Origin of the sequence: Sphaerotilus mobilis (genome assembly GCF_004216565.1) — a bacterium.
Taxonomy (GTDB): Bacteria; Pseudomonadota; Gammaproteobacteria; order Burkholderiales; family Burkholderiaceae_C; genus Sphaerotilus; species Sphaerotilus mobilis.
This window is the reverse complement of sequence record NZ_SGWV01000007.1, coordinates 22,461-44,698: the sequence shown is the minus strand read 5'-3', so window position 1 is coordinate 44,698 and position 22,238 is coordinate 22,461. Positions and strand designations below refer to the sequence as shown.

Genomic DNA, 22,238 nt, shown 5'->3' with positions numbered 1-22,238 from the left:
TCAGCCGCACCGCAGCAAAAGCACGGTCGTGCTTTTTTGATGAAACGCTGACAGCCTGAACCGAAACGTGCGCTCCGTCCGGTCAAGCTGGGCTTCCTTGGGTATTTCTGGCGATCGACTGACCTGCCTCGGGCTAACCTTGCATGAAACGGACAGCTTGCTCGGCTGGTCCGCTTTCCGTCACTTGTCGCCTCTTTGCATCGATCCCAAGTTCTCCATGCCCGCTGGATTCCACCTGTTGCCGAGCCCTGCCACCCGCAGAACAGGCCGCTCCACGAACGTGGGAGCGAGCCGGTGAGCGTGAGCCAGGAACACGCGGACCTGCTGGCCGCGCAGCTGAGCGCGGCGCATCAGGCGCTGGACGCGGCGCGCCTCGACCTCGAACGCAGCCGCGACGCGGAGCAGCGCTTGCAACGCGCGCTGTGGGCCAGCGGTGAGGCCGTCTGGTCCTGGTCGGCCGACGACCAGCACTTCCGCGTCGAGCCCTTCGTCAACGAGCACGGCCAGCGTGTGGCCGTTCCGGCGCTGACCAAGTCCGAGCTGATCGCGCGGGTCCATGCCGAGGACATCGAGACCTTTCGCCTGACCTGGCGCATGCACGCCAGCGGGCTGCGCCACGACCTGGACGTGGCCTTCCGACTGAACCTGCCACAGGGTCTGCGCTGGGTTCGTGCGCGTGGACGGGCGGTTGAACGTGATCCGCAGAACCATGCGCTGCTGGTCAGCGGCACGGTCAAGGACATCACCGAACAACGCGAGGCCGAGGAGTCGCTGCGGCTGATGGCCCAGGCCTTCACCAGCACCCGCGATGCGATCGCGGTCACCGACGGCAACTGGTGCATCCAGGAGACCAACCAGGCCTACAGCACCTTGTGTGGCCTGAGCGCCGATGAGCTGTCCGGCCAGTCGCTGGCGCTGCGGCTGTCGCTGCCTGCCGACATCGAGGTCGAGCTGGTCGAGCGCGGTGGCTGGGCCGGCGCGTCCGAACTCGCCACGCTTCAGGGCGAGTCGATTCCGGTCGACGTCAACATCACGCCGCTGTCGCATTTCACCGAAGGCGGGCGCGGCTACATCGTCTCGCTGACCGACCTGCGCGAGCAGATGCGCGCCGAAGCACGGATGGCCCGCATGGCGCTGGCCGATGCGCTGACCGACCTGCCCAACCGCTCGGCGATCGAGCAACACCTGGCAGCCCGCCTGGGCGAGGTGACGCCATCACCGTTTGCGGTCATCTTCATCGACCTGGACGGCTTCAAGGAAGTCAACGACTCCTACGGTCATGAGGTCGGCGACCAGTTGCTGCGCTCGGTGGCGCGACGCCTGACCGCACTCTTGCCCGCCGATGCGCTGGTCGGCCGTTGGGGCGGTGACGAGTTCGTCATCGTGCTGGGCCCAGGCTCGGGCGACAACGAGGTTCGCTCCGTCGCCCAGGTCGTGCTGGCGGCCTTGAACCAGCCGGTCATGCTGGAGGCCCACGAGGTCACGGTCACGCCCAGCATCGGCGCCACGCTGGCACCGCGCGACGGCAACGACCCGGGCACCCTGTTGCGCAAGGCCGATGCGGCGATGTACGTCGCCAAGGAACGCGGTCGCAACGGGCTGGCCTTCTACGACCCCGAGCTGGACACCGATGTGCAGCGCCGCGTGCGCATGCAGTCGCTGCTGCGCACCGATGCCGAACGCAACGGCTTCACCTTCGTCGCCCAGCCCAAGGTGGACCGTGACGGCCACGCCGTGGGCGTCGAGCTGTTGATGCGCTGGTCCACGCCGGCCTTTGGCAACGTCTCGCCGGTCGAGTTCATCCCGATGGCCGAGAAGACCGGCCTGATCGGCCTGATGGGCCGGCATGCCCTGCACGCCGCTGCCCAGCTGGTGCGGCGCGGCCAGGATGCCGGTCACCCCTTCACGGTGGCCGTCAACCTCTCGCCCAAGCAGCTGTTGCAGCGGGGCCTGGAACAGCAGCTGATGGTGGCCTGCCAGCGCGCCGGCATCAGGCCCGACCAGATCGAGCTGGAGATCACCGAGTCGGCCCAGGTCGACAACATGGCGGTGGTCGAGCCCCTGCTGCGGCGCCTGCGCGAGATCGGCTACACGCTGGCGCTGGACGATTTCGGCACCGGCTATTCGTCGCTGAGCTACCTGCGTCACCTGCCGTTCAACAAGATCAAGATCGACCGCAGCTTCGTGATGGACATCGACCACGACAGCCGCGCCGCCAAGCTGCTGGCCCACATGGTCCAGCTCTGTGCCGCGCTGGGCATGTCGACGGTGGCCGAAGGGGTCGAGACACAGGCCCAGTTCGAGGCCTTGCGCGACCTGGGCGTGCAGGAGTTCCAGGGCTATCACTTCGCTCGCCCGATGCCGATCGACCAGTGGCTGCTGCGGCTCGAGGACGAGGCCCGGGAGCGCGCCGGCAGCCCGTCTCCCTGAGCCGGATCAGGCCTCGCGCGGGGGGCCTTCTGCTATCGTGATGCGATCCCTCCCGGGGGGCTGAAAGGCCATTCGGCGAGCAGCTTCTCGATCGTTTTCCCGTCGTCCCACACCGACCCACACCATGAGCTACAGCATCGACCTGTCGGGCCGCGTCGCCCTTGTCACCGGCGCGTCCAGCGGCCTGGGCGAACAGTTCGCCCGCACCCTCGCCAAGGCCGGCGCGGCCGTCGTCCTGGCCGGCCGCCGCACCGAGCGGCTCAAGACCCTGCGCGCCGAGATCGAAGGGCAGGGTGGCGATGCCCACGTGGTCGAGCTGGATGTGACCGACACCGAGAGCATCGCCTCGGCCGTGGCCCATGCCGAGACCGAGGTCGGCACGCTCGACATCCTGATCAACAACTCCGGCGTGAGCACGACCCAGAAGCTGCTGGACGTCGGCCCCGAGGACTTCGACTTCGTCTTCGACACCAATGTGCGCGGCGCCTTCTTCGTGGCCCAGGAAGTTGGCCGGCGCATGGTCGCGCGGGCACGCGGCGCGGCACCGGGCACCTACACCGGCGGGCGCATCGTCAACATCGCGTCGATGGCCGGGTTGCGCGTCATCAGCCAGATCGGCGTCTATGCCATGAGCAAGGCCGCCGTCATCCACATGACCCGCGCGATGGCGCTGGAATGGGGCAAGTACGGCGTCAACGTCAATGCCATTTGCCCCGGCTACATCGACACCGAGATCAACCACCACCATTGGGAGACCGAGGGTGGCCAGAAGCTGGTCAACATGCTGCCGCGCAAGCGCCTGGGCAAGCCGGCCGACCTCGACACCAGCTTGCTCATGCTCTGCGCCAATGAGAGCCATTTCGTCAACGGCGCGGTCATCCAGGCCGACGACGGGTTCGGGCTGTGAGCGAGGGCGTCGCAAGCCCGGCGGGTCGTCAGCTGCGTGACCTGACCCCCGTCGAAGCCCGCGTGCTGGCCGTGCTGGTCGAGAAGCAGGCGACGGTGCCCGACACCTACCCGATGTCGCTCAACGCGCTGCAGTCGGGCTGCAACCAGAAGACCGCACGCGATCCGGTGATGGCGCTGACCGAGCCGCAGATCCTGGCCGCGCTGGACGAGCTGAAGTCGCTCAGTCTGGTGGGCGAGGTCAGCGGCAGCCGCGTCGTCCGCTACGACCACAACCTGCCGCGCGGCCTGGGCGTGCCCGGCGCGGCCGGTGCGCTGCTGGCCACGCTGATGCTGCGGGGCCCGCAGACCGCCGCCGAGCTGCGCGCCAACGCCGAGCGCCTGCACCGCTTTGCCGACGTGTCCTCGGTCGAGGGCTTCCTTGAAGAGCTGGCCGAGAAGACGCCGCCCCGCGTCATCAAGCTGGCCCGTGCGCCGGGCGCGCGCGAGTCGCGCTGGACCCACCTGCTGTGCGGCCCGGTCGATCCGGCCTTGCTGGTCCAGAGCGCCGGCACGTCCAACACCAGCCACGGGTCGTCCAGCGACGAGGAACTCGCCCTGCTGCGCGCCGAACAGCGCCAGATGCAGGCCGAGCTGGCTCGTCTGCGCACGCAGGTCGCCAAGCTGGCCGGCGAGCTGGGCGTGTCGCTGGATGACACCTGAGCGGCACCTCAGCGACACCTGAGCAACGCCTGAGCGGCACCTGACCTTTCACCTCCACCGGTCCCACCCCGGGCCTGCACACCGATGCGCTTCGACCTGCCCGAGGACAAGGTCCTCGTTCACACCAGCCAGTTTCCCGTTCGCTGGGGCGACATGGACGCGATGGGCCATGTCAACAACAGCGTCTATTTCCGCTACCTCGAGATCGCACGCCTGGACTGGCTGGCCTCGACCGGCCTGCAGGTGGAGCCGCATGGCATCGGGCCAGTGATCGTCAACGCCTTCTGCAACTTCCACCTGCAGCTGGCGTTCCCCGCCGAGGTGCTGGCTCGCATGTACGTGCGCCGGCCCGGACGCAGCAGCATCGAGACCTACACGACGATGGAAAGGCTCGACGAGCCCGGCGTGGTCTATGCCAGTGGCGGCGCCTTGATCGTCTGGGTCGATCAGCGGCTGCGCAAGTCGGTGCCGCTGCCCGATGCGCTGCGCGCATTGGCGGTGCCGGGCTGATGGCTGCGGGCGTGGAGACGCGCTGGCTCATCGCCTGAGCCACAGGGCTGGCAGGCTCGCAGACTTCGCGAGCTTGCAAGGACGACCATGACCGATGCCCTGAACCTGCCTTGGTGGTACGCAGCCCTCGGGGTTGCCAATCTGCTCGTGCTGATCGTGGTGCTGCTGCTGGCGCTGCGACCACCGACCGACCCGTCCGACAGCGACTGGGCCCGCCGCCTGGAAGGCGAGCTGGAGCGCCTGGAGCGTGGCCTGCGCGATGCCGTGCAGGGCTCGGCCCGCGACACCCGACTTGAACTGGTGGCCAGCCTGGGCGAGTTGCGGGCCAGTCTGGACCGGCGCGTCTCGGCGATGCAGGCGGGCGTCGAACAAAGGCTGGCAGCGCTGCAGGCCGACAACGAGCGCAAGCTCGAACAGATGCGGGTGACGGTCGACGAGAAGCTGCACGCCACGCTGGAACAGCGCCTGGGCGAGAGCTTCCGCCAGGTCGCCGAGCGGCTGGAACAGGTCCACCGCGGCCTGGGCGAGATGCAGACGCTGGCCCAAGGCGTGGGCGACCTCAAGCGTGTGCTGGGCAACGTCAAGACGCGTGGCGTCTACGGTGAGCTGCAGCTGGCGGCCCTGCTCGAGCAGGTCTTCACGCCCGAGCAATACGCGCTCAACGTGGCCACGGTGCCGGGCAGCAGCGAGCGGGTCGAGTTCGCGCTGCGCCTGCCCGGGCGCTTGCAGGCCCCGACCGGTGCGGCCGGCGAGACCGCACCGGTCTGGTTGCCCATCGACGCCAAGTTCCCGCGCGAGGACTACGAACGCCTGCTCGACGCCCAGGACCGGGCCGATCGCGAAGGCGCCGAGGCCGCGTCGCGTGCGCTCGAAGGCCGCATCCGTGACGAGGCCCGCAGCATCCGCGCCAAGTACGTCAGCCCCCCGCACACGACCGACTTCGCGCTGCTGTTCGTGCCCACCGAAGGCCTCTACGCCGAGCTGCTGCGCCGGCCCGGCCTGAGCGAGGCGCTGATGCGCGAACACCAGGTCACGCTGGCCGGTCCGACCACACTGCTGGCCCTGCTCAACAGCCTGCAGATGGGCTTTCGCACCCTGGCCATCGAACGTCGAAGTGCCGAGGTCTGGACCGTGCTGGGTGCCGTCAAGACCGAGTTCGGCAAGTTCGGCGATGTGCTCGCCAAAGCCCGCAAGAAGCTCGAAGAAGCCCACCACACGCTGGACCAGGCGGAGGTCCGCACACGCGCCATGGGCCGGCGCCTCAAGGGCGTCGAGGCCTTGCCCGAGCCCGCTGCACGCCGCTTGATCGGCGAGGCCGGGCTTGACGGGGTCGATGGGCTGGCCAGCGACAACGACAACGTCAACGGCGACGACAACGACAACGACAACAACCGCACACCGGAGAATCCGCCCGGATGAGCTTGAACGCCCCGCCGCCGGACGCACCCCTGGCCCGCCACCAGATCCTGTTGGCGCTGGTGATTGGCCAGATCTGCTTGCATGCCGCCATGGCGGGCCTGCGCATGGCCTTGCCGCTGATGTTGCTGCGCCAGGGCGGGCTGGGCTGGCTGGGCGGCGAGGTGGCGGCCGGCCTGCTGCTGGGCCTGTTCTCGATGGTGCCGGTGGTGACCGCCGTGCGCGCCGGCCGCTGGACCGACCGGCGCGGCTACCACCGGCCGGTGCGCAGTGCCGTCGTCATCGTCGTGGCGGCCGGCCTGGTGGCCGTGCCAGCCGCCGCCTGGTCGCTGCTGTGGCCGGAGGTCGGCTCACTGGACGGCTCACCCGTCGCCACACCCGTCGCCTCACAAGGCGGCCTCGGGCTGGTTCAGCTGCTGTTGCTGGGTCTGGCGGCATCCCTGGCGGGCACCGGCAGCAACTTGGGCCTGATCGCGATCCAGCGCAGCGCCGGCCGGCTCGCCAGCCATGGCCGGGACGTGGCTTCATCCGGTGCGACCGACCGCGACGAGGCGACCCGGTCCGAGCTGAAGAAGGTGTTCAGCTGGCTGGGCATCGCACCATCCCTGAGCAATGTGATCGGTCCGATGCTGGCGGGCTTCCTGATCGACGCCATCGGCTTTCCCGGCGCCTGCGCGGCCATGGCGCTGTTGCCGCTGGGCACCCTGCTGTGTGCGGCCCGGGTGCCGGTCGGACTGGCGCCGGGCTCGCAAACGGCTTCAACGAAGGCGAGTGCGACAGCTGCCGCCTCAGCCGGTCAGCGTGCGGTGGCGCCGCGCCAAGGCGTGCTGGCGCTGCTTGCCCTGCCGGGCGTCGGCGGCATCTTGCTGGCCAACTGGTTTTTCTCGACCGCCTGGGACCTGCACACCTTCCTGATCCCGCTGATGGGCCATCAGAACGGCTTGAGCGCCTCGGCCATCGGCACGGTGCTGGGTGTGTTTGCGCTGGCCGTGACGGCGATCCGGCTGCTGGTGCCGCTGCTGGCCGAGCGCTTGACCGAGCGCCATGTCATGAGCGGCGCCATGCTGGTCATCGGCGCGGTCTTCCTGGTCTATCCCTGGGCGACCACGCTCGGGACCATGGTGGTCTGCGCGCTGGTGCTGGGTCTGGCCCAGGGCATCGTGCAGCCGATGATCCTGAGCACGCTGCACCAGCTCGCGCCCCCGGACCAGCAGGGCGAGGTGATCGCCCTGCGTTCGGCCGTGATCAACCTGTCCAGTGCCGTCCTGCCGCTGGTCTTCGGCCTGCTGGGCGGGGCGCTCGGGCCGGCGCTGCTGTTCCGCGCCATGGCCGTGCTCCTGTGGGTCGGTGCGTGGTTGCCGCAGCGGCTGGCGCCGCACCGGCCGTCCGCCTGATCGAGGCCCCTCAGCCCAGGTCGCGGGCCGGGTCGAGCGCGTCGCGCAGGGCCGTGTCGACCGGCATCGGGTCACCGCTCACCCAAGCCGCCAACAAGCGCCCGGCCAGCAAGGCCGAGGTGATGCCGCGCGAGCCCAGGCCCGTGCACAGGTAGAGCCCATGGCCGGGCCCGACCCTGCGGGGCTGCTGGCGCGGGCCATCCAGGCGGGCCCGGCCGGTCGCCAGCAAGGCCGCCCGGGCCATCGCGTCGACCACCGGACCGACCAGCGGCAGCCGGTCCGGCGTCACCGCCCGCCAACCGGCACGGCCGGGCAGCAGGGCGTCAGACGCGTCCAGACCCGCCGGCACGATGCCCAGCGCGGCGGCGCGGCGCAGGTTGTGGCGCTGGTCGTCCAGCCGCAGGGCGCGGCCGGACGCATCAGGCGCCTCGTGCTGCGTCGTCGCGCCGATCAGCACCTCGCCGCTCGGCAGGCTCAGGCCATAGCCCTGCCCGGACAGCGGCAGCGTGGGTCGCAGCAGGCCCGGCAGGTCGGCTGGCAGACGCGTGACCTGGCCGCGCACCGACGAGATCTGCGGTGCGACCGAGCCGTCCGGCAGGAGCCGGTTCGCGTCCAGCGCATTGGCCAGCACGACCACCGGTGCCTGGGCGATGACATGGCCTTGCGCATCGAGCGCGGTCCAGCCGTCCATGTCGCCGCGTGGCGGCAACAGGCGCGCGACCGCGCAGCCGCCGATCCAGCCCCGGCCGCTGACCGCGTCGACGCCGGCCTGGGCCAGCATCCAGCGCGTCCAGCCGGCCGGGTCCAGCCAGCCGGCGGCACGTTCGAACAGCCACGCGCCGGTCGTCAGCGGCAAACCGGCGAGCGCGGCGGCGTCGGCCGGTTCGCGCCAATCGACCAGCGCCTGCGGCAGGCCGACCCCTGCACGCTGCGACTGGGCCTTGCCCGCATCCAGGCGTGGTTCCAGCCGCAGGAAGCCATCGAGCGCACCGGCCACCTCGCCGGTCGACAAGGGCCCGGCGGCGGCCTGGGCGGTGGCGAGTGCGGCGGCGCGGAACCAGCGTGCGTGCAGGCTGTCGGGCGCGTTGAAGATCATGTGCACCAGGCCACCCGCATTGCCCGAGGCCTCTTGCGCGGGCTGCGCATGGCGATCCAGCACGCTGGCCTGCCAGCCCGCACGCGCCAGTCCCCAGGCCGCAGCCGCGCCGGCCAGACCGGCACCGATGACCAGCGCCTCGCGCCGCGCCGGGCTCGTCGGGCGGGCCCAGCCGCGCGCGGCAACCGGGTGGAAGCGCGGCGCGTAGCGGTCGTCGACGAAGCCGTGCCGCGCCAGCGACGCGCGCAGGGCAGGGCTCACGCCCTCGCTCACCAACCGCGCCCCAGGTGCGGCGAGCCGCGCCAGGCGGCGGCAAGCGTCGTCGTCCCACGGGTGCGCGCCCTCGTCGAGCGCGAGCGTGTCGAACGTGAGTTGCAGCCCGTCCAGCACCTGGGTGGGCTCACCCCAGCCCAGCAGCAGCTGAACCCGGCCGTCTTCCAGGTCGATGCCATGTGATCCCGGCGTGGCTGGCGGCCAGGCCGTGATCAACCGTTCTGCCAGTGCGGCGTGAGGCCCAGCTTGATGCGAGCGCGCCAGCTCGGCGGCGGCCAGCGGATGCGCCGCCAGCGCCACCCAGATCAGGCGATCACAACGCTGCGCATCCTCGCGCCACGCCTGCCACGTCGCCAGGAAGTCATGCCCTTGCCCGAAGCTGGTCGCCAGCACAACGTGACGAGGTTGCCCCGTCCAGGGGTGTGGGGGTGTGGCGAGGGGTGCGGCGAGGGATGGGCGCGTTGCCGTCGAGGTCCCGGAGCAAGCCGTCGGGCGGGGCGTGGAGCGACTCATGGGCCGGCATTGTCCTTGGCATGTGCGGCCGGTCGCGCCGATCACGGACAATTCACGCCATGAGTGATACCGCCACGCCCACCCCCCTCGCCGCACCGAAGATCGGCTTTGTCAGCCTGGGTTGTCCCAAGGCCTTGACGGACTCCGAGCTGATCCTGACCCAGCTCAGCGCCGAGGGTTATGCGACCAGCAAGACCTTCCAGGGCGCCGACCTGGTGATCGTCAACACCTGCGGCTTCATCGACGATGCCGTCAAGGAAAGCCTCGACACCATCGGCGAGGCGCTGGCGGAGAACGGCCGGGTGATCGTCACCGGCTGTTTGGGCGCGAAGGCTGGCGAGGACGGCGGCAACCTCGTGCGCCAGGTCCACCCGAAGGTGCTGGCCGTGACCGGGCCGCATGCGACGCAGGAGGTCATGGACGCGGTCCACCTGCACGTGCCCAAGCCGCACGACCCCTTCATCGATCTGGTGCCGCCGGCCGGCATCAAGCTCACGCCGCGCCACTACGCCTACCTGAAGATCAGCGAGGGCTGCAACCACCGCTGCACCTTCTGCATCATCCCCAGCATGCGTGGCGATCTGGTGTCGCGGCCGATCGGTGACGTGCTGACCGAGGCGCAGCGGCTGTTCGAGGGCGGCGTCAAGGAGCTGCTGGTCGTCAGCCAGGACACCTCCGCCTACGGCGTGGACGTCAAGTACCGCACCGGCTTCTGGAACGGCGCACCGGTCAAGACGCGCATGCTTGACCTCGTGGCCAAGCTCGGCGAAATCGCCAAGCCCTTCGGTGCCTGGGTGCGGCTGCACTATGTCTATCCCTACCCGCACGTCGACGAGATCCTGCCGCTGATGGCCGAAGGGCTCGTGCTGCCCTACCTGGACGTGCCCTTCCAGCACGCCCATCCGGACGTGCTCAGGCGCATGAAGCGTCCGGCCAGCGGCGAGCGCAACCTCGAACGCATCCAGGCCTGGCGGGCGGCCTGTCCGGAGCTGGTGGTGCGGTCGACCTTCATCGCCGGCTTCCCCGGCGAGACCGAGGCCGAGTTCCAGATGCTGCTGGACTTCGTGCAAGAGGCGCAGATCGACCGCGCCGGCTGCTTCGCCTATTCGCCGGTCGAAGGCGCGACCGCCAACGACCTGCCGGGCGCCTTGCCCGACGAGGTCCGCGAAGAGCGCCGCGCCCGCTTCATGGCCGCCGCCGAAGCGGTGTCGACCGCGCGTCTGACGCGCCGGGTGGGTGCGACCCTGCAGGTGCTGGTCGACCGTGCCCCGGCGATGGGCCGCAAGGGCGGTGTCGGACGAAGCTATGCGGACGCGCCGGAGATCGACGGCACCGTGTTGATCCAGCCGCCGAGCAAGGCGTCGAAGACGATGAAGGTCGGCGAGTTCGCCCGTGTTCGCGTCGTTGGCACGTCCGGTCATGACCTGATCGGCGAGCTGGTCTGACCAGGGCAGGGCGGGCGCGATGACCGATCCACACGATGAAAATGGCCGCAACGGCCGCAACGGCCGCAACAGCCGCAACGGCCCTCCCGACGGCACCACGCCGCTCAGCACCGCGCTGATCCACCACGCCTACCGCGCACCGCCCGAGTGGGACGCGATCGCCGTGGGCGTGCACAAGGCCTCGACGGTTTTCTTCCCGAATGTGAAGGCGCTGCGCGAGCGGCGCTGGATCGACAAGAGCGCCTACACCTACGGTCTCAAGGGCACGCCGACCAGCTTCACGCTCGAGGCCCGGCTGGCGACGCTCGAAGGCGCCGAGCACGTCATCCTGGTGCCCAGCGGGCTGGCGGCGATCACCCTCGTTGACCTGACGCTGCTGAAGGCCGGTGACGAGCTGCTGCTGCCCGACAACGTCTACGGTCCCAGCCTGTCGCTGGCCCAGCATGAGCTGGCGCGCTGGGGCATCACGCACCGTTTCTACGACCCGCTGGACGCGGCTTCGCTGGCGCAGGCCATCACGCCGGCCACGGCGCTGATCTGGCTGGAAGCGGCCGGCTCGGTCACGATGGAATTTCCCGACCTGCGCGGCCTGATCCGCACCGCCCGCGCACAGGCGCCGCAGGCCCGCATCGCCATCGACCACACCTGGGGCGCAGGCCTGGCCTTCAACCCCTTCCAGCTCGGTGAGCCGGGCGTCGATGCCGAGGACTTCGGGGTCGACATCGCCGTGCATGCGCTGACCAAGTTCCCGTCCGGCGGCGGCGACGTGCTGATGGGCTCGGTCGCTTGCCGCGACGTGCGCCTGCACGACCAACTGGCCTGGACCCACAGCCGGCTGGGCATGGGCGTGGGGTCTGACGATGTCGCGGCCGTGCTGCGCGGCCTGCCGACGATCGAGCTGCGTTACCAGGCGCAGGACCTGGCCGCCCGCCGCATCGCGGCCTGGGCGCAGGCGCAGCCGGCCTTCGTGCGGGTGCTGCATCCGAGCCTGCCGACGTCGCCCGGCCATGCCCACTGGGCGGCCCTGTGCACGCAGGCGGCGGGACTGGTGACGGTGGAGGTGGACCCGGCGATCGCCCCGGCTCAGGTCGATGCCTTCGTCGATGCCCTGCGGCTGTTCCGCATCGGCTGGTCCTGGGCCGGTCCGGTCAGCCTGGTGGCGCCCTACAACCCGGCCACGCTGCGGCAACGTCCGAGTCTCTACAAGGGCCAGCTGGTGCGGCTGTGCATCGGCCTGGAGAACGTCGACGAGCTGATCGCCGACCTGACGCAGGCGCTGGCGGCGCTGAACCGCTGAACCGCTGAAGGTCGCTCAGTCCTTGTGGCCCGAGGACGAGACCTTGGTGCGCATCATCCGGCCCTTCTCGCGTTCCCACTCGCGGTCCTTGATGGTGTTGCGCTTGTCGTGTTCGGCCTTGCCCTTGGCCAGCGCCACATCGACCTTCACGCGACCGCCCTTGTAGTGCAGGTTCAGCGGCACGAGGGTGTGGCCCTTTTGCTCGACCTTGCCGATCAGCCGGCGGATCTCGGCCTTGTGCATCAGCAGCTTCTTGGTCCGGTCCGGCTCGGGCTTGACGTGGGTCGACGCGCTGCGCAGCGCGTTGATGCGCGCGCCGATCAGGAACAGCTCGCCGTCCTTGATCACCACATAACCATCGGTCAGCTGGACCTGGCCCGAGCGGATCGCCTTGATCTCCCAGCCGCTCAGCACGATGCCGGCCTCGAAGCGTTCCTCGATGTGGTAGTTAAAAAAGGCCTTCTTGTTCTCGGCGATGCTCATGGCGTTCCTGCCGATGCGTCGGCGCTGGTCGGGTCGTTCTTAGAATGATCGGATTGTATGAAGCACGTCAAGAAGTCCGTCCTCCTCTGGTACTCGCCGCGCGAGATGTACGACCTGGTCGTCGATGTCCCGGCCTACCCGCAATTCCTGCCCTGGTGCCAGAAGGCGGAACTGCTCGCGCAGTCTGATCACGACGTCACCGCGCGGCTGCACCTGTCCTATGGCGGCGTGCGGCACGCCTTCACCACCCGCAACAGCCATGTCGACGGTGCGCAGGTGTCGATGGCGCTGGTCGACGGGCCCTTCTCCAGCCTGGAAGGCGCCTGGCGCTTCGTGCCGATTGGCACGCCAGCGGCCGCCACACCCGGTGCGGGTGCGCAAGCCTGCCGGGTCGAGTTCGAGCTGCGTTACGCCTTCTCCAGCCGGCCGCTGGAACTGGTGGTCAGCCCCGTGTTCGACCGCATCGCCAACACCTTCGTCGATGCCTTCGTCGCCCGGGCCGAGCAGGTCCATGGCAAGCGCTGACGTGGGTGCTGAAGGTGGTGCTGAAGGCGGTGCTGACTCGGGTGAAGAAGCGGTTGATGACTCGGGCGCGGTGAGCCTGACCATCCACGTCGTCGCCAGCCCGGCGGCCCGTCAGACCGTGTCGGTGACCCTGAGCATGCCCGTCGGTGCGACCGTTGGCGACGCGGTCTCACGCAGCGGCCTGCTGGCCGACCACCCGCTGTTGCGTGAGCTGGCGTCGCAGCCATCGGGCCAGACCGGCGTGATCGGCGCGCTGACGGTGGCGGTGTGGGGCAGGGCGGCGGCACCGGACCGTCTGCTGGACGACGGCGACCGCGTCGAGATCGTGCGCGGCCTGCAGGTCGATCCGAAGGAGGCGCGCCGGCTGCGCTACGAGGTCCAGGGCGACCGCGGCCGGGTCCGGCGCAAGGTTGGCTCGCTCAAGCCCTGACCGGGCGCTGCCTCAGCGGCAGTCCGACGTGACGATCTCGCGCGCCCGCCTCAGCTCGGCATCGCGATCGGCACTGGGCACGCTCTCGCGCTCGCCCTTTTCATTGACACGCGCCAGCGGCACGCCGGTCTCCAGCACCCGCAGGTAGTCGCGGGCCCGCGTGCAGTTGGCCTGGCGCTCGCGGGCCAGCTTCTCGTCTTCCGCCTTGCGTTCGGCCGCCTCGGCCACCTTCTTGCGGGCCAGCAGTTCGGGGTCGACCGTGGCCGGGCCAGACGCCGCCGCCGGTGCTGCGGCCGATGCCGCCACGGCGGCCGGACGCGCCACCATCGGCGCCGGTGCGGCCGGCTTGGCCAGCACGTTCCTGGACGGGATGCCGGGCGGCGGCGGGCGGTCGCTGTACTGGATGCGACCGTCGGCATCACGCCATTTCCATTGCGCCATCGCCGGTGTTGCGAGGCTGGCGAAGGTGCCGAACAGGAGGGTGCAGAGCAGCAGGCGGAGCGCCTCGGGGCGGTGTGTGCAAGCCATCGTTCGAGTGTACCGGCGGCACCTTGGCGGGCTTTCTATAATCTCCTTTTGCGTCTGGAGCTCTCCTCATGCGCCTTCTAGGCAAAGCGCTCACCTTCGATGATGTGCTGCTCGTTCCGGCCTACTCGCAGGTGCTGCCGCGCGACACCAGCCTCGCGACCCCGCTGTCCCGCAACATCCGCTTGAACCTGCCGCTCGTCTCGGCAGCCATGGACACCGTCACCGAGGCCCGCCTGGCGATCGCGATTGCGCAGGAAGGCGGCATCGGCATCGTTCACAAGAACCTCAGCCCGAAGCAGCAGGCCGCCGAGGTGGCCCGCGTCAAGCGCTACGAATCGGGCCTGCTGAAGGACCCGATCACGATCTCTTCGGGCGTGCCGGTGCGGCACGTGATCGAACTGTCGCGCCAGCACGGCATCTCCGGCTTCCCGGTCGTCGACGACGGCCGCGTGGTCGGCATCGTGACCGGTCGCGACCTGCGCTTCGAGGTCCGCCTCGATGCCCCGGTGCGCGAGATCATGACCCCGCGTGAGCGCCTCATCACCGTGCGCGAAGGCGCCACGTTGGCCGAGGCCAAGGCGCTGATGCACCAGCACAAGCTCGAACGTGTGCTGGTCCTCAACGACCAGAGCGAACTGCGCGGCCTGTTCACGGTCAAGGACATCACCAAGCAGACCAACTTCCCCAATGCCGCCCGCGATGCGCACGGCAAGCTGCGCGTGGGCGCGGCGGTCGGTGTGGGTGACGGCACCGAGGAACGCGTCGAGCTGCTGGCCCGTGCCGGCGTTGATGCCATCGTGGTCGACACCGCCCACGGCCACAGCGCCGGCGTCATCGAGCGGGTGCGCTGGGTCAAGAAGAACTTCCCGCAGGTCGATGTCATCGGCGGCAACATCGCCACCGGCGCGGCGGCGCTGGCGCTGGTCGAGGCCGGCGCCGACGGCGTCAAGGTCGGCATCGGCCCGGGCTCGATCTGCACCACGCGCATCGTCGCTGGCGTGGGAGTGCCGCAGATAACCGCGATCGACAACGTCGCCACGGCCTTGCTTGGCACCGGCGTGCCGCTGATCGCCGACGGCGGCATCCGCTACTCGGGCGACATCGCCAAGGCCATTGCCGCAGGTGCCAGCACCGTGATGATGGGCGGCATGTTCGCTGGCACCGAGGAAGCCCCGGGCGAGGTCATCCTCTACCAGGGCCGCAGCTACAAGAGCTATCGCGGCATGGGTTCGATCGGTGCGATGAAGGCCGGCTCGGCCGATCGCTACTTCCAGGAAAACGACGAGAACGCCAACCCCAACGCTGACAAGCTCGTGCCCGAAGGCATCGAGGGTCGTGTGCCCTACAAGGGCTCGGTGGTGGCGATCCTGTTCCAGATGGCCGGTGGCATCCGCGCCTCGATGGGCTACTGCGGCTGCGCCACGACCGACGAGATGCGCAACCGCGCCGAGTTCGTCGAGATCACCGCCGCCGGCATCCGCGAGAGCCACGTGCACGACGTGCAGATCACCAAGGAAGCGCCGAACTACCGCATGGAGTGAGCCCGCCTCGCACCATAGACCGTCGCCCGGCCTCGGCCGGGCGCGGTCGTTTTGGCGTTGACCGGATCCTTGTCCTGCACCCGACCGAAAGGCCCGCTTGACTCCCAGCCTCAGCACCGCTGAACCCGTCGACGCTTCGGCGCCGACACCCGGCCGCAGCCCGCGCCAGGCGGCCATGCCCTTCATCATGGTCACCGTGCTGATCGACATGATCTCGATCGGCCTGATCATCCCGGTGCTGGCGCCGCTGGTCGGCACCTTCACCGGCAGCCAGGCCGACCATGCGTTCTGGTACGGGGTGGTCACCTTCGCCTTTGGCGTGGCCAGCTTCGTCGCTTCGCCCATCCTGGGCGGCCTGTCCGACCAGTACGGCCGCCGTCCGGTGCTGCTGCTCGGCTTCAGCGGGCTGGCCTTGAGCTTCTTCGTCACGGCGCTCGCCAGCGCCCTGTGGATGCTGGTCGTGGTGCGCCTGTTCAGCGGCGCCATGCAGGCCAATGCGGCGATCGCCAACGCCTACGTCGCCGACATCACCCCGCCCGAGGACCGCGCCAAGCGCTTCGGCATGCTGGGCGCCATGTTCGGCCTGGGCTTTGTCCTGGGACCGGTGATGGGCGGCTTGCTCGGTGCCATCGACCTGCACCTGCCGTTCTATGTCGCTGGCACGTTGGCCATCGTCAACGGCGTGTATGGCTGGCGCGTGCTGCCCGAGTCGCTGCCGCCCGAGCGCCGCAAGCCGATGGACTGGCGCCGCGCCAACCCGGTCAGCGCGCTGCGCAAGCTCAACGCGCTGCAGGGCATCGGCCCGCTGGTTGCGGTCGTTGCGCTGACCAGCCTGGCGCAGTTCATCCTGCACACCACCTGGGTGCTCTACACCACCTTCAAGTTCGGCTGGGGCCCCCGCGAGAACGGCTGGTCGCTGTTCGCCGTCGGCGTCATGTCGGTGCTGGTGCAAGGCGGCCTGATCCGAGTCGCGCTCAAGCGCGCCCGGCCGCACCGCATCGCGCTGTGGGGCCTCGTCTCGTCGACCCTGTGTTACGCCCTCTGGGGCGCCGCCACCGAGGGCTGGATGATGTACGTCGTCATCGGCCTGAACGTCTTCGGCTTCATGACCGCCGCCGTGATGCAGAGCATCGTCTCGGGCGCCGCCGACCCGCAGTCGCAGGGCGAGGTGATGGGCGCCGTGGCCTCACTCAACAGCGCCACCCAGGTCTTCGCGCCGGTGCTCGGCTCGGCCCTGCTGGCCGTGGTCTCGCACCTGCCGCAAGGCGACTGGCGCATCGGTGCGCCGTTCTTCCTCTGTTCCCTGTTGCAGGCCACCGCCCTGGTGCTGGCGCTGCGTCATTTCAGTCGCGATGCCTCGCGGCGCTCCTCTCCGACGCTCTGACCCACCCGTCAGACCGACCCGTCAGACCGACCCGAACCCCACGCGGACACGCCATGCAACACGACAAGATCCTCATCCTCGACTTCGGCTCCCAGGTCACCCAGCTGATCGCCCGACGCGTGCGCGAGGCGGCGGTCTATTGCGAGATCCATCCGAACGACGTCTCCGAGGACTTCATCCGCGCCTTCAACCCGCGCGGCATCATCCTCAGCGGCAGCCACGCCAGCACCTACGAGGACCACCAGCTGCGCGCGCCGCAGGTCGTCTTCGAACTGGGCGTGCCCGTGTTGGGCATCTGCTACGGCATGCAGACCATGGCCGTGCAGCTCGGCGGCACCGTCGAATGGAGCGACCACCGCGAGTTCGGCTATGCCGAGGTCCGCGCCCACGGTCACACCCGGTTGTTCGATGGCATCGAGGACTTCAGCACCGCCGAAGGCCACGGCATGCTCAAGGTCTGGATGAGCCACGGCGACAAGGTCACCACCCTGCCGCCCGGCTTCAAGCTCATGGCCAGCACGCCCAGCTGCCCGATCGCCGGCATGGCCGACGAGGTGCGCCGCTGCTACGCCGTCCAGTTCCACCCCGAGGTCACGCACACGCTGCAGGGCCAGGCCATGCTGACGCGCTTCGTGCGCGAGATCTGCGCCTGCCAGGGCGACTGGATCATGGGCGACTACATCGCGGAGGCGGTCGCCCGCATCCGTGAGCAGGTCGGCGACGAGGAGGTCATCCTCGGCCTGTCCGGTGGCGTCGACTCCAGCGTGGCCGCTGCGCTGATCCACCGCGCCATCGGCGATCAGCTCACCTGCGTCTTTGTCGACCACGGCCTGCTGCGCCTCAACGAAGGCCGCATGGTCATGGAGATGTTCGCCGGCCGCCTGCACGCCAAGGTCGTGCACGTCGAGGCCGCCGAACAGTTCATGGGTCACCTCAAGGGCGTCACCGACCCCGAGCAGAAGCGCAAGATCATCGGCCGCGAGTTCGTCGAGGTCTTCAAGGCCGAGGCCGCCAAGCTCAAGGCAGCGGACGCCGGTGCCAAGGGCGCCAAGTGGCTGGCCCAGGGCACGATCTACCCGGACGTGGTCGAGAGCGGTGGCACCAAGACCAAGAAGGCCACCATCAAGAGCCACCACAACGTCGGCGGCCTGCCCGAGCAGCTCGGCCTGAAGCTGCTGGAGCCGCTGCGCGAGCTGTTCAAGGACGAGGTCCGCGCGCTGGGTGTCGCCCTCGGCCTGCCGCACGACATGGTCTACCGCCACCCCTTCCCGGGCCCCGGCCTGGGCGTGCGCATCCTCGGCGAGGTCAAGCCCGAGTTCGCCGCGCTGCTGCAACGCGCCGACCACATCTTCATCGAGGAACTGCGCAAGACCGTCGACGAGGCCACCGGCAAGACCTGGTACGACCTGACCAGCCAGGCCTTCACCGTCTTCCTCCCGGTCAAGAGCGTCGGCGTGATGGGCGACGGCCGCACCTACGACTACGTCGTCGCGCTGCGTGCCGTCCAGACCAGCGACTTCATGACTGCCGACTGGGCCGAGCTGCCCTACAGCCTGCTCAAGCGCGTCTCCAGCCGCATCATCAACGAGGTCCGCGGCATCAACCGCGTCACCTACGACGTGAGCAGCAAGCCGCCGGCGACGATTGAGTGGGAATGACCTAATCTGCTTCCAGGTCGTTCCAAGCCGTCCCGATGGACGGATGAAAGCGAGTCCTGACAAGGACTTGCTGTCCTGGCAGGTCTCAGCGCGTTCCAGAGGTTCCCACCGGTACTGAAGGTATCTGTGACGGTATCGGCTGAGTCGGGTGAAATCACCCGTCTCGATACCGTCAGAGCCGCTGACGGTATCGGGGGCGAGTTGTCCACAGGACATTTCGGTCACTTTTCGCTATCGAAAACGCCCTTGATCACTCGTTGAATCAATGGAAAGTTGTGATGCGACAAGGACTTAGCGTCTGATGGTATCTCAGGTCGTCCTAGACGATCCCAGCGAATGAAGCGCTGGTCTGACGGTATCTGGCAGGGCCTCACTTGGGCGATTCAGGTCGATACCGTCAAATCAGCTGACGGTATCTTTGACGGTATCGCGGGGAGGCAGGATGCTCACCGATCTGGAAGTCCGAGCGCTCAAGCCCACGGGGAAGATCTACAAGGTCGCCGACCAGCAAGGGCTGTACGCCGCCGTGCTGCCGTCCGGCCAGGTGAGCTTCCGTTTCGACTACCGCGTCAATGGTCGGCGCGAAACGCTGGTGGTCGGCAAGTACGACCCCAACCTCGGCGCACGTCGGCCCCGGGAGGTCGAAACCCTCGACTTCGGCATGGCCATCACCCTGGCCGAGGCCCGGCTGTTGCTGACCAAGGCCCACCGATCGGTCGAACGCGGGGAAAGCCCTTCGCGTGCCAAGGTTCAGCGTCGGGGTGACGTCGTGGCCGCGAAGACGTTTGGCGAGTGGGCCGATCTCTACTTCGCGGAGGTCAAGCTCGCGGATTCCACCCGCGCCATGCGTCGCTCGGTCTACCAGCGCAACCTGCGCGCTGAATTCGGACGCTTGAAGCCCGAAGAGATCACGCCACGCCTGCTGCTGTCGCGCTGCCAGAAGATCAAGGAACGAGGTGCAGCTGCACCGGCGGTTCAGGCCCGTGAGATCGTTCAACAGATCTTCCGGTTCATGGCCGCCCGAGGCATCGCCGTGGACAACCCAGCAGAAGCCATCCGCCCCAGCGCGATCGCGACCTTCAAACCGCGTGACCGTGCGCTGTCGCCGTCGGAGATACACATCTTCTTCAACGCCCTCGAGCGCACGGCAACCATGCCGACGCTTCGACTGGCGGTGCGCTTCCTCCTCCTGACGATGGTGCGCAAGACGGAGTTCATCCAGGCCACCTGGGACGAGATCCACTTCGACACCGAAACCTGGACGATTCCGAAGGAACGCATGAAGGCGGGCAGGGCGCACAACGTCTACCTGAGCCAGCAGGCGCTCGACATCCTGGTCGCCTTCAAGACGTGCTTTGCTGCCAGCACCTACCTGCACCCCGGCCGCTACGAGATCCGCAAGTCCATCAGCGCCGCGACGCTCAATCGCGTCATCGACGCCACGGTCGAGCTGATCCAGGCTGACGGTCAAGCCTTCGAACCTTTCACCGTCCATGACCTGCGCCGCACCGCCAGCACCTTGCTGCACGAGTCAGGATTCAACAGCGACTGGATCGAGAAGTGCCTGGCCCATGAGCAGGGCGGCGTGCGCGCGGTCTACAACAAGGCCGAGTACGCCGACCAACGACGCGGCATGCTTCAGGCGTGGTCCGACATGGTGGATGCGTGGATCAAGATGGATCAGATGGCGGCAATGGTGGCGAAGGTGCGGCGGTTGAAGGCTGCTTGAACGGTGTGAAGGTCGGGAGGGAGCGTGACGAAGCCATTGGCGTTCGGGAGGAGCGATCGGCGGCTTGAGACTGTATGCAGCCGCTCAGATTTGGCTGGCGAATGTCGGCGAACGCCGATACCTGACCCTGACAGGCTTGCCAGAAGGCTGTCAGGTCTTCCTTGGAACCAGACCTTCGCTGGCGGCAGACCTCGCAGCGGACTCAGCTGTCCGGCGGCAACGTCCGACCGATGACCGCTCAGGCTGGCCGCGAACTGGCCCGGCGGTTTCAACCCTGAAGTGCAACACCAGTCGGGTATTGCTTGACTCTTGACGCGAGGTTGTTTTGGACCAGCTCGGTATAAACCTCACGAGGCGTGCGGAAGTCCAGGACCTTGCGCGGCCGGTCGTTGAGCATGGCTTCGATATAGGCGAGCTTCTGTGGCGTGATGGTGGACAGGTCCATGCCCTTCGGAAGGAACTGGCGCAGCAAGCCGTTGAGGTTCTCGTTGGACGCGCGCTGCCAAGGGCTGCGCGGGTCGCAGAAATAGATCGGCATGCCGGTGGCCGCAGTCAGTTCCTTGTGACGGGCCATTTCCGATCCGCGGTCATAGGTCAGACTCTGGCGCAGTTCAGGGATGACGCCGGCAAATCGGCGACTGAAGCCTGCGAGCGCGTGGGACGCCGTGCAGCCGTTCATCTGCGTGAGCAGCACGAAGCGGCTGGTGCGCTCGATGGCCGTTCCGATGGCGCTGGCGTTGCGCGCGCCCTTGACGAAGTCGCCCTCCCAATGACCCGGTACGCGACGGTCGTCGGCTTCGGGGGGGCGCTCGGCCAGCGGCACGATGTCGGCGATGTTGGTCTTGCGCGAGACGCCACGCGCTCTGGGCATGCGCTTGGCATGCGCCTGGCGCAGTGCCTCGATCATCTGTGTTCGCAACTCACCTCGGGGCAGCATGTACACGCCGCTATAGATGGTCTCGTGGCTGACGTGCTGGCTCGGGTCGGTGGGGTTCATGCGCTTGAGTCTGCCGGCAATCTGTTCAGGCGACAGGGCCCGCTGAAGTTCAAAGCGCACCCAACGCCCCAACGGCGTATCGAACGAAGTGCCGAGCTTTCAGCTCTTCGCACGCGCCGTCGCCCGGCGCTGCACAGCCGCAGCCTGGGCGTGGGCCTCACGGTACGGCCTGCCCGGTGCGCGTCAGCCTGTGCTCGATGCCCAGCGCCTGGCAGAGTTCATCGAACTCGTGCGACCCACTGGCATCCTTCTCCCGACAAACGACGGCCCAGTCGGTGAACTCGCGCCCGTTGGCCGTCAGCAGCGTGCGGATCTTGAACGGGGCGGCCTTGTGCAAGGCGTTGAGGAAGGAGCGCGCCGCCTCGGCAGTCTTGTTGCCCTTGATTGGGAGGAACACCTAGCGCGTGGTCCGGTCGATGATGGCCAGGAACATGTACCGCTAGGCATCTTCATCGTGCATCTGAGGCAGATACTTCACGTTGATGTGGACGTAGCCCGGTTCATACGCATGAAAGGACTTGACCGCTGTGGGCGCAACTTCCGGCTCGGGCTGACGATTGACGCGGCGCCGGCGCAGCAATCGGTCCAGCGCCGATCGGGTCATGGCCGGCGCAATGAACTCCCGCACCACCACCTGCAGGTCGTCCAGCGACAGGCTGAATTGCCTGCGCAGGTAGACGACGATCTCTTCCTGCCCGGCGTTGAGCGTGGTCTGTGGCGGTGGGGCGTATGGCTGCAGTCTGCGACTGTGCTGCGAAGGCGCCACTTGTGGATGGTGTCACGCTCCACGCCAAAGCGCTGGGTGATTTCCACGTCGGAGGCGTGCGCATGCTGGATCGCCAGTCGCGTGGCTGGCGTGGTCGTCGCATTCTTGTGCAGGTTGATCAGCATGACGTCCCGCGTTGCCTCAACTGTGCCAACAGACCTCACATGATGGCACGTCCTTCAAGGATCGCATGCCGGCCGCCAAGTAGCCATTCA

Annotated in this window: 20 protein-coding genes; 14 read left to right on the top strand and 6 right to left on the bottom strand. The window is 68.4% G+C overall.

Annotation, left to right across the window (positions count from 1 at the left end):
* Positions 1-294: 294 nt before the first annotated feature.
* The 6 genes from EV685_RS00500 to EV685_RS00475 all read left to right on the top strand — a co-directional run bounded on the left by EV685_RS00500 (position 295) and on the right by EV685_RS00475 (position 7,358).
* Positions 295-2,430, top strand: coding sequence for a putative bifunctional diguanylate cyclase/phosphodiesterase (locus EV685_RS00500; protein WP_130480046.1), 2,136 nt, complete (start codon positions 295-297; stop codon positions 2,428-2,430).
* Between the two features lie 124 nt (positions 2,431-2,554).
* Positions 2,555-3,337 (top strand): SDR family oxidoreductase, encoded by a 783-nt coding sequence (locus tag EV685_RS00495; protein ID WP_130480045.1) that lies wholly within the window; start codon positions 2,555-2,557, stop codon positions 3,335-3,337.
* Entirely contained in the window at positions 3,334-4,038 is a 705-nt protein-coding gene (locus tag EV685_RS00490; protein WP_242615346.1) for a YceH family protein, read from the top strand. Before EV685_RS00495 ends, EV685_RS00490 begins: the two co-directional genes overlap by 4 nt.
* Before the next feature lie 84 nt (positions 4,039-4,122).
* A complete protein-coding gene (locus tag EV685_RS00485) occupies positions 4,123-4,548 on the top strand; it encodes an acyl-CoA thioesterase (protein ID WP_130480044.1) in 426 nt (141 codons plus the stop codon).
* Between the two features lie 87 nt (positions 4,549-4,635).
* Positions 4,636-5,967, top strand: coding sequence for a DNA recombination protein RmuC (locus EV685_RS00480; protein WP_130480043.1), 1,332 nt, complete (start codon positions 4,636-4,638; stop codon positions 5,965-5,967).
* Positions 5,964-7,358: an MFS transporter gene (locus tag EV685_RS00475; protein ID WP_130480042.1), complete on the top strand. Its 1,395-nt coding sequence runs from the start codon at positions 5,964-5,966 to the stop codon at positions 7,356-7,358. Before EV685_RS00480 ends, EV685_RS00475 begins: the two co-directional genes overlap by 4 nt.
* Before the next feature lie 10 nt (positions 7,359-7,368).
* Here EV685_RS00475 and mnmC1 read toward each other — a convergent pair whose 3' ends face one another.
* Positions 7,369-9,120 carry an FAD-dependent 5-carboxymethylaminomethyl-2-thiouridine(34) oxidoreductase MnmC1 gene (mnmC1, locus tag EV685_RS00470; protein ID WP_165396677.1) on the bottom strand — a complete coding sequence of 584 codons (1,752 nt, stop codon included), beginning with the start codon at positions 9,118-9,120 and terminating at the stop codon, positions 7,369-7,371.
* A 179-nt stretch (positions 9,121-9,299) separates the two neighbouring features.
* Here mnmC1 and rimO point away from each other — a divergent pair, with 179 nt between their 5' ends.
* Together rimO and EV685_RS00460 are read left to right on the top strand one after the other, a co-directional pair.
* Positions 9,300-10,685 carry a 30S ribosomal protein S12 methylthiotransferase RimO gene (gene rimO / locus EV685_RS00465; RefSeq protein ID WP_130480040.1) on the top strand — a complete coding sequence of 462 codons (1,386 nt, stop codon included), beginning with the start codon at positions 9,300-9,302 and terminating at the stop codon, positions 10,683-10,685.
* 19 nt (positions 10,686-10,704) lie between these two features.
* A complete protein-coding gene (locus EV685_RS00460; RefSeq protein ID WP_130480039.1) occupies positions 10,705-11,982 on the top strand; it encodes a PLP-dependent transferase in 1,278 nt (425 codons plus the stop codon).
* Between the two features lie 15 nt (positions 11,983-11,997).
* Here the strand turns inward: EV685_RS00460 and smpB are convergent, their stop codons facing one another.
* Positions 11,998-12,465 carry an SsrA-binding protein SmpB gene (gene smpB / locus EV685_RS00455; RefSeq protein ID WP_130480038.1) on the bottom strand — a complete coding sequence of 156 codons (468 nt, stop codon included), beginning with the start codon at positions 12,463-12,465 and terminating at the stop codon, positions 11,998-12,000.
* Between the two features lie 57 nt (positions 12,466-12,522).
* Here smpB and EV685_RS00450 point away from each other — a divergent pair, with 57 nt between their 5' ends.
* Entirely contained in the window at positions 12,523-12,990 is a 468-nt protein-coding gene (locus EV685_RS00450; RefSeq protein ID WP_130480037.1) for a type II toxin-antitoxin system RatA family toxin, read from the top strand.
* On the top strand, positions 12,977-13,420 hold the full coding sequence (locus EV685_RS00445) for an RnfH family protein (protein ID WP_130480036.1): 444 nt from the start codon (positions 12,977-12,979) through the stop codon (positions 13,418-13,420). The genes EV685_RS00450 and EV685_RS00445 overlap by 14 nt, the downstream gene beginning before the upstream one ends.
* A 12-nt stretch (positions 13,421-13,432) precedes the next feature.
* On the opposite strand, the gene EV685_RS00440 is transcribed toward EV685_RS00445, so the two are convergent.
* Positions 13,433-13,948: a DUF4124 domain-containing protein gene (locus EV685_RS00440; RefSeq protein ID WP_130480035.1), complete on the bottom strand. Its 516-nt coding sequence runs from the start codon at positions 13,946-13,948 to the stop codon at positions 13,433-13,435.
* A 68-nt stretch (positions 13,949-14,016) separates the two neighbouring features.
* Between EV685_RS00440 and guaB the strand changes: the two genes are divergently transcribed.
* The 4 genes from guaB to EV685_RS00420 all read left to right on the top strand — a co-directional run bounded on the left by guaB (position 14,017) and on the right by EV685_RS00420 (position 20,260).
* Positions 14,017-15,489, top strand: a complete 1,473-nt coding sequence (gene guaB / locus EV685_RS00435) for an IMP dehydrogenase (RefSeq protein WP_130480034.1) — start codon at positions 14,017-14,019, stop codon at positions 15,487-15,489.
* A gap of 97 nt (positions 15,490-15,586) precedes the next feature.
* Positions 15,587-16,873, top strand: a complete 1,287-nt coding sequence (locus EV685_RS00430) for a TCR/Tet family MFS transporter (RefSeq protein WP_130480033.1) — start codon at positions 15,587-15,589, stop codon at positions 16,871-16,873.
* Between the two features lie 53 nt (positions 16,874-16,926).
* Entirely contained in the window at positions 16,927-18,531 is a 1,605-nt protein-coding gene (gene guaA, locus EV685_RS00425) for a glutamine-hydrolyzing GMP synthase (protein WP_130480032.1), read from the top strand.
* Between the two features lie 442 nt (positions 18,532-18,973).
* The gene (locus tag EV685_RS00420) at positions 18,974-20,260 is read left to right on the top strand and encodes a tyrosine-type recombinase/integrase (RefSeq protein ID WP_130480031.1); all 1,287 of its coding nucleotides are present in this window, start codon (positions 18,974-18,976) and stop codon (positions 20,258-20,260) included.
* A 268-nt stretch (positions 20,261-20,528) separates the two neighbouring features.
* On the opposite strand, the gene EV685_RS00415 is transcribed toward EV685_RS00420, so the two are convergent.
* From EV685_RS00415 to EV685_RS00405, 3 genes are all read right to left on the bottom strand, one after another.
* Entirely contained in the window at positions 20,529-21,317 is a 789-nt protein-coding gene (locus tag EV685_RS00415; RefSeq protein ID WP_165396676.1) for an IS30 family transposase, read from the bottom strand.
* 97 nt (positions 21,318-21,414) lie between these two features.
* Positions 21,415-21,654: a hypothetical protein gene (locus EV685_RS00410; RefSeq protein ID WP_130480029.1), complete on the bottom strand. Its 240-nt coding sequence runs from the start codon at positions 21,652-21,654 to the stop codon at positions 21,415-21,417.
* Between the two features lie 42 nt (positions 21,655-21,696).
* A complete protein-coding gene (locus tag EV685_RS00405; RefSeq protein ID WP_130480028.1) occupies positions 21,697-22,023 on the bottom strand; it encodes a hypothetical protein in 327 nt (108 codons plus the stop codon).
* Positions 22,024-22,238 lie beyond the last annotated feature (215 nt).